6 protein-coding genes are annotated in these 5918 nt (G+C 70.5%); 1 reads left to right on the top strand and 5 read right to left on the bottom strand.

Translation table 11 applies throughout. The features are described from left to right. The first annotated feature begins 192 nt into the window (after window positions 1-192). Window positions 193-1344 (top strand): flavodoxin-dependent (E)-4-hydroxy-3-methylbut-2-enyl-diphosphate synthase, encoded by a 1152-nt coding sequence (ispG, locus tag NQ160_RS16915; RefSeq protein WP_257495016.1) that lies wholly within the window; start codon window positions 193-195, stop codon window positions 1342-1344. A 139-nt stretch (window positions 1345-1483) separates the two neighbouring features. On the opposite strand, the gene pcp is transcribed toward ispG, so the two are convergent. From pcp to NQ160_RS16890, 5 genes are all read right to left on the bottom strand, one after another. Next, window positions 1484-2113, bottom strand: coding sequence for a pyroglutamyl-peptidase I (gene pcp, locus NQ160_RS16910; RefSeq protein ID WP_257516327.1), 630 nt, complete (start codon window positions 2111-2113; stop codon window positions 1484-1486). 47 nt (window positions 2114-2160) lie between these two features. Beyond that, window positions 2161-3198, bottom strand: coding sequence for an acyltransferase family protein (locus NQ160_RS16905; protein WP_257516326.1), 1038 nt, complete (start codon window positions 3196-3198; stop codon window positions 2161-2163). Then, complete coding sequence (locus NQ160_RS16900) at window positions 3195-4094, bottom strand: glycoside hydrolase family 16 protein (protein WP_257516325.1); 900 nt, start codon at window positions 4092-4094, stop codon at window positions 3195-3197. The genes NQ160_RS16905 and NQ160_RS16900 overlap by 4 nt, the downstream gene beginning before the upstream one ends. Next, window positions 4091-5335 carry a hypothetical protein gene (locus NQ160_RS16895; RefSeq protein WP_257516324.1) on the bottom strand — a complete coding sequence of 415 codons (1245 nt, stop codon included), beginning with the start codon at window positions 5333-5335 and terminating at the stop codon, window positions 4091-4093. The genes NQ160_RS16900 and NQ160_RS16895 overlap by 4 nt, the downstream gene beginning before the upstream one ends. Before the next feature lie 2 nt (window positions 5336-5337). Then, window positions 5338-5918, bottom strand: a 581-nt coding sequence (locus NQ160_RS16890; RefSeq protein ID WP_257516323.1) for a polysaccharide pyruvyl transferase family protein, incomplete at its 5' end; no start/stop codon positions are given.

The following is a 5918-nucleotide window of genomic DNA, read 5'->3' as shown; positions in this document are numbered from 1 at the left end:
TCGGTCTTTCGTCATGGGAGCGGCCACCCCAAATGAAAAGACCGCCCCGCGGGCGGTCTGTCGTCACACGAACCCACCGCCTATGCGGTGAGCCACCAGGTGAGGTTCGCGGACATGGGCCCGAAACTACCACACGGCCGCCCGCGAGTGCCGTTCGGCCCCTCTCCAGGTCGCCCGGCGTAGGGTGGAAGCGTGCCAGCAGTCAACCTCGGGATGCCGCGTGTGCCGGAGCTTCTCGCTCCGCGCCGCAAGAGCCGTCAGATCCGCGTCGGGAAGGTCCTCGTCGGTGGGGACGCGCCCGTGAGCGTGCAGTCGATGACGACCACCAAGACCACAGACATCAACGCCACCCTTCAGCAGATCGCCGAGCTGACGGCGTCCGGATGCGAGATCGTCCGCGTCGCGGTGCCCAGCCAGGATGACGCCGATGTGCTGCACATCATCGCGAAGAAGAGCCAGATCCCGGTCATCGCCGACATCCACTTCCAGCCGAAGTACGTCTTCCAGGCGATCGACGCCGGGTGCGCGGCGGTGCGGGTGAACCCCGGCAACATCCGGCAGTTCGACGACAAGGTCGGCGAGATCGCCAAGGCGGCGAAGGATGCCGGCGTCTCGCTGCGCATCGGCGTCAATGCCGGATCGCTGGACCGTCGTCTTCTCGAGAAGTACGGCAAGGCCACCCCGGAGGCTCTCATGGAGAGCGCCGTGTGGGAGGCGAGCCTTTTCGAGGAGCACGACTTCCACGACTTCAAGATCTCCGTCAAGCACAACGACCCCGTGATCATGGTCAAGGCCTATCGGCTGCTGGCCGAGCGGGGCGACTGGCCGCTGCACCTCGGCGTGACCGAGGCGGGGCCGGCCTTCCAGGGCACGATCAAGAGCGCCACCGCGTTCGGCATCCTGCTCTCCGAGGGCATCGGCGACACCATCCGTGTCTCGCTGTCGGCGCCGCCGGCCGAGGAGGTCAAGGTCGGGCACCAGATCCTGCAGTCGCTGAACCTGCGCGAGCGCAAGCTCGAGATCGTGTCGTGCCCCTCGTGCGGCCGGGCTCAGGTCGACGTCTACACGCTCGCCGACAACGTCACCGAGGGCCTCAAGGACATGACTGTGCCGCTGCGCGTCGCCGTCATGGGCTGCGTCGTCAACGGCCCGGGCGAGGCCCGCGAGGCCGACCTCGGCGTGGCATCCGGCAACGGCAAGGGCCAGATCTTCGTCAAGGGCGAGGTCATCAAGACCGTGCCCGAGGCCGACATCGTGCAGACGCTCATCGAAGAGGCGAACCGCCTCGCCGCCGAGATGGGGCCGGCCGCACCGATCGGCACCGCTCAGGTCATCACCGCGTGACCCGCGAGCGGTCATACGACACCCCTCTACTGTCACCTCGCCGCCCGGATCTTCGCCGCGATGAGCTGAGGCTCCCCCCCTGGGGGCCGACCCAGAGTGCGAAGAGGCGCTCTCGGTGACGGGGGAACGGGGAGGTTCCTCAGTGCAGGGTGCCGCCCGGCAACGCGGCGTCGGTGGGGGTGTCCAGCGCCGTCCGCACGGTGAGGAGCAGCGCCTGCACGAGCGTCTCCAGGGGCAGTGAGGGCTCGCCGCCGCCGTCCGCCCACGGTACGTGCACGAAGCCGGCTCGCATCCCGGGCCGGCGTGCCGCTTCATGCAAGGCCACGAACATGGCGTGGTTGCAGACGAACGTGCCGGCGGAGTGGGATACCTCGACGGGGATGCCGGCGGCCGCCACCGCGTGAGCAATGGCCTTCACCGGCAGGGACGAGAAGTGCGCGGCGGGCGCCCCGGGGATGCTCGGTTCGTCGACCGGCTGCGCGCCGTCGTTGTCGGGGATCCGGGCGTCGATCAGGTTCACCGCGACGCGCTCGATTCCGATGGCCGCTCGGCCGCCTGCCAGCCCCGACGCGATGACGATGTCGGGGGAGTGCGTTGCGATGAGCTCCCGCAGGCGCGATGCGGCGCCGGCGAAGGTCACGGGGAGCACGTCGGTCACGAGCGTCTCCGGCCCGTCCCAGAGATCGGCGGCCAGATGCACCGCCTCCGCGCTGGGGTTGACGGCGGCATCGGCGAAGGGCTCGAACCCGGTCAGCAGCACGGTGGACACGCCTCCAGCGTACGTCCGCACCGCGCAGATCGTCCCAGAGCACGGGTCTAGGGGAGCGCAGCCCCCGCGCGCTCGCGTGAGGACCACGTCGGCGCCGCGTACAGCAGTCGCAGCACCGGCACCCGCTCGCACCCTGCGGCGATGAGCAGGCTCACCGGAATCACGGTGGCCGTCATGAGTACCGGCATCACGGGCCGCAGCATCGTGAGCACCGCGGTGTCGGCGAACGGCATCAGCACGCTGGTGAACGTCGACAACAGCAGGATGTGGGTGACGTACACCTGCAGCGTGCGCCGGCCGAGGTACTCCAGCGGCCGCGAGAGCAGCCGGGTGAACGGGGTGCGGGCGAGATTGCGGGACAGGCACAGGCCGAAGGCGACGGCGATGAGTCCCACCGGCACCGCCGTGGCGGCATCCACGAACCATCCCGTCGCACCGCGCAGCACGATGGCCGCCGCGAACACGACCAGCAGTGCGACGGTCGCCGGCCACCGGCGCCGGTGCACGAAGCGGATGATCGGCTCCCGCAGGTACAGGCCGAGCATGAAGAACACGAAGTACTTCATGATGCCGTCGTACGTGACGTTGCCGAAGGTGAACCCGCCGTGCGCGACCGACGACGCCACCGTCGCGATGGCCAGCGCGACCCAGCGGTTCACCCGGCCGTGCAGCGCCTTGGCCGCGACGAGGAACAGCGCCAGCGCGAACAGGAACCACAGCCCGTTCGAGGGCCGCACCACCGACAGCACGAAGTCCGTCCAGCTGGACTGGTTGAGGTCGATCGGCTCCGGCACCACCTGGTAGTAGGCGAACCGCAGCACCGTCCACACCAGGAACACCCACACCAGCACCGCCAGGCGCGTACGCCACAGTGCCGGCCAGGAGCGTTGCACCGCCCCGACGGCGAGCATGCCGGCCACGAGGAAGAACAGCGGCATGCGCAGCAGGGCGAACACCAGGTTCAGCGGCTCCCACCACGGCGAGGCGAGCCCGGTGGGAACCGTGAACATGCCGGCGTGGAAGAGCACCACCAGGATGATCGCGATGCCGCGGGCGCCGTCGAGCCAGGGCACGCGACCGCTCACGGGACGATCTCCTCGGTCTGGTCCGCGGGCGTGTACGCCATCCAGTCGATGACCATCCTGTTCACCTCGGGGGTCGTGGCATCCGGGTCACCGGGCCAATCGCCGCCGACGGCCAGGCTGAACAGCACATGCATCGGCTCGTCGAACACCCAGCGACCGGTCAGTGGCACGTCCCATTCCTCGACGTCCATCACGACCTGGTCGTCGATCGCGAGGATGATGCGGCCGGGGCGCTTCTCGACCGTGTAGACGTGGAAGTCATCGGCGAGAGGAGCCGGCTGGTCGACGCCCTCGTTGAGGGCCCAGTGCTTGGTCCAGCCGATCGGCCCGTGCAGGTGGTGACGACTGCGGGAGGTGTCATTGGGTGTCTCGATGATGTCGACCTCGCCGGCGTTGGGCCAGCCCACCCGGTCGATGTTGTCGCCGAGCAGCCAGAATGCCGGCAGCAGGCCCTGGGCCTCGGGCAGCTTCACCCGCGCCGAGAGCTGCCCGAAGGTGAACGACCACTTCTTGTGGCTCGTGATGCGCCCGGAGGTCGGCGTGCTGCCGTCGGCGGGCACGGTCGCCGTGATGACGAGGTTGCCTTCGCCATCCAGTGCGACGGCGTCTTCGGTGTACTCCTGGAGTTCGTTGTTCCCCCACCCGCCGCCGCCGGTCTGGATGTTCCAGAACGCGGGGTTGGGCTTGCTGCCGGCCGGTCCGTCGAAGTCGTCGAAGAGGGCTTCGCTGTCGCCGTAGCGCGGCATGAGGAACGAGAACCCGGTGAACCACCAGAGCCCGCCGACCACCAGGACGATCACGAGGAACGCCGAGGGGATGCCGAGGGTGAGCCACCTGCGGCGGCGGGTGCGGCGCGGCGCGGCGCTCGGAGCGGGCGCGGTGTCGGTGACGGTCACGGCAGCAGTCCTTTCGGGTCACGGCGCAGCAACTCGGTCGCGGCGGTGATGGTGTCGCGGTCGTACAGCGAGCCGTCGAAGCTGACGGATATGTGCAGGCGCCGCCTGAGCACGGCCGTGAGCGCCGTGATGCCGTTGCGCCCTGCAGGATCGACCGATACCCGAACGACGCCTTCGCCCGCCCAGGGGAGAGGCTCGAGCGCGCGGAGAAATCCCATGTCGCTGACGATCGGCTTGGCAGCCGCCGGGACCTGAGACGGGCCGGAGCGCTGCCAGCCGCGGGTGAGCAACCCGGCGGCGAGGGCCGCGAGGGGTCTTCCGACGTGCAGGTCGCGGGTGAAGCGTGCTCCGGCGGCATCCAGCCCTGGCGTGAGGTCGACCGGGTGCCCGACGACGAAGTTCGCCAGTGTCGACCGCCCCGAGGGCAGGTAGCGGCGCAGATCCACCAGCAGCGAGCCCTCGTCCATCACCGGCACGCCCACCCGGTCAAGCGCCTCCCGGAGCGCGAACATCATCGCCAGGGTCGGGGGGACCCTGCCCCGGCTCCAGGCCGCCAGGTCCCGGTAGGTCTGGGCCTCCATCGTGCCGGTGACGAGGTCCAGCGACCTGCGCTGCGCATCGACGGTCGGGCCGGCGTACGGGGTGCGGCGCTGTGCCATGCGGTCACGGACGACCGCTCCCGCCCGGCCGGGGTGCCGCAGGAACGTCGCGGCCAGTGCCGAAGGCAGCGGGTCCACGTCCGGGCCCGAAGTGAAGACCCCCGGTGCTTTCCGTCCGGTGAGCGCTCCCGCTGTCAGCATGACGCTCAGAAAGCCGTCGCCCAGGCGGTGGTCGATGCACAGCGATGCCCGGTCCTCGCCGAGGAAGACGGTGAAGGGCAGGTCGGCGGCGGCGGCATCGCGCAGCTTAGGCAGGCCCGCGTCTCCGGTGAGCTCCGCAGGCAGCGGACGCACGATCCGCTCGGCCTGGGCATCGAGGGCGTCGGGGTCGTACCGCCAGCGAGGGCCGTCGAAGGTCCTTCCGGCGCGGGCGGCGGCACCAAGCCGCAGCAGGTCGCGGACGGCGGCGACGACCGTCTCGCGTGCGGGCACATCGAGGGGGGCGAGCTCGACGCTGATGCGCACCCCGTCCGACAGCAGGTCCCTGCCCTGCACCCGCCCCGATGTCTCGACCGGACGTGCCGCGCGGCGCGGCGTCCGCGCCGGCACCGCGCCGGCCTCCTCGTCACGTGCGATGACCATTCTCAGACCATCTCCCGGGCCGTCTGCAGATCGGGGGCGAACTCCAGCGGCAGGTCGAGGTCCGCCAGCCACGTCGCGGCGTAGCTCGTGAGCTTGCCGTTGGCGTTGTCGATCGCGATGACCCGCCGGCCCATCTGCAGCGCGATCAGCATGGCGTGGAGGCGATCGGTGACGATCGTCTCGCCGGGGGCGAGGAGGGCCACGCCCGTGGCCAGGCGCGTGGCGGCATCGGCGAACCAGCGGTCGGTGGTGCGGTTCATCCCGCGGGTCACGGCACCTTCGACGACGGTGCGGCGCGCGCGGCGGCGGAGGCGATCGGCGAAGGTCATCGCCGGCCAGTCCACGGCTTCGGCCCCGGTGCCCGGCGGCAGAGCGCTCTCATCGTCTCGGCGCAGCAACTGGACCACCGGGCGCGTCGGGGCGGCGGCGTGAAGTCGCCCCAGCATGTGCACGCTGTCCGGCGCCAGCGTCACATCGGCGACGAGGTCGCGCACCGCCGCGAGCGAGGCGGTGTCGCGCACCGCCAGGCGCAGCCGCGGCCGCGACGCCATGCGGCTGGCGAACTGCGTGCGGTCCGATGCCG

The organism is Microbacterium sp. zg.Y909, assembly GCF_024626565.1.
The sequence above is the reverse complement of the archived record's forward strand: the minus strand, read 5'-3'. Positions and strand labels throughout refer to the sequence as shown.

Coding starts and splice junctions, on each gene's coding strand:
- NQ160_RS16895 (WP_257516324.1), bottom strand. CDS start 5,335: ATGGTCATCGCACGTGACGAGGAGGCCGGCGCGGTGCCGGCGCGGACG.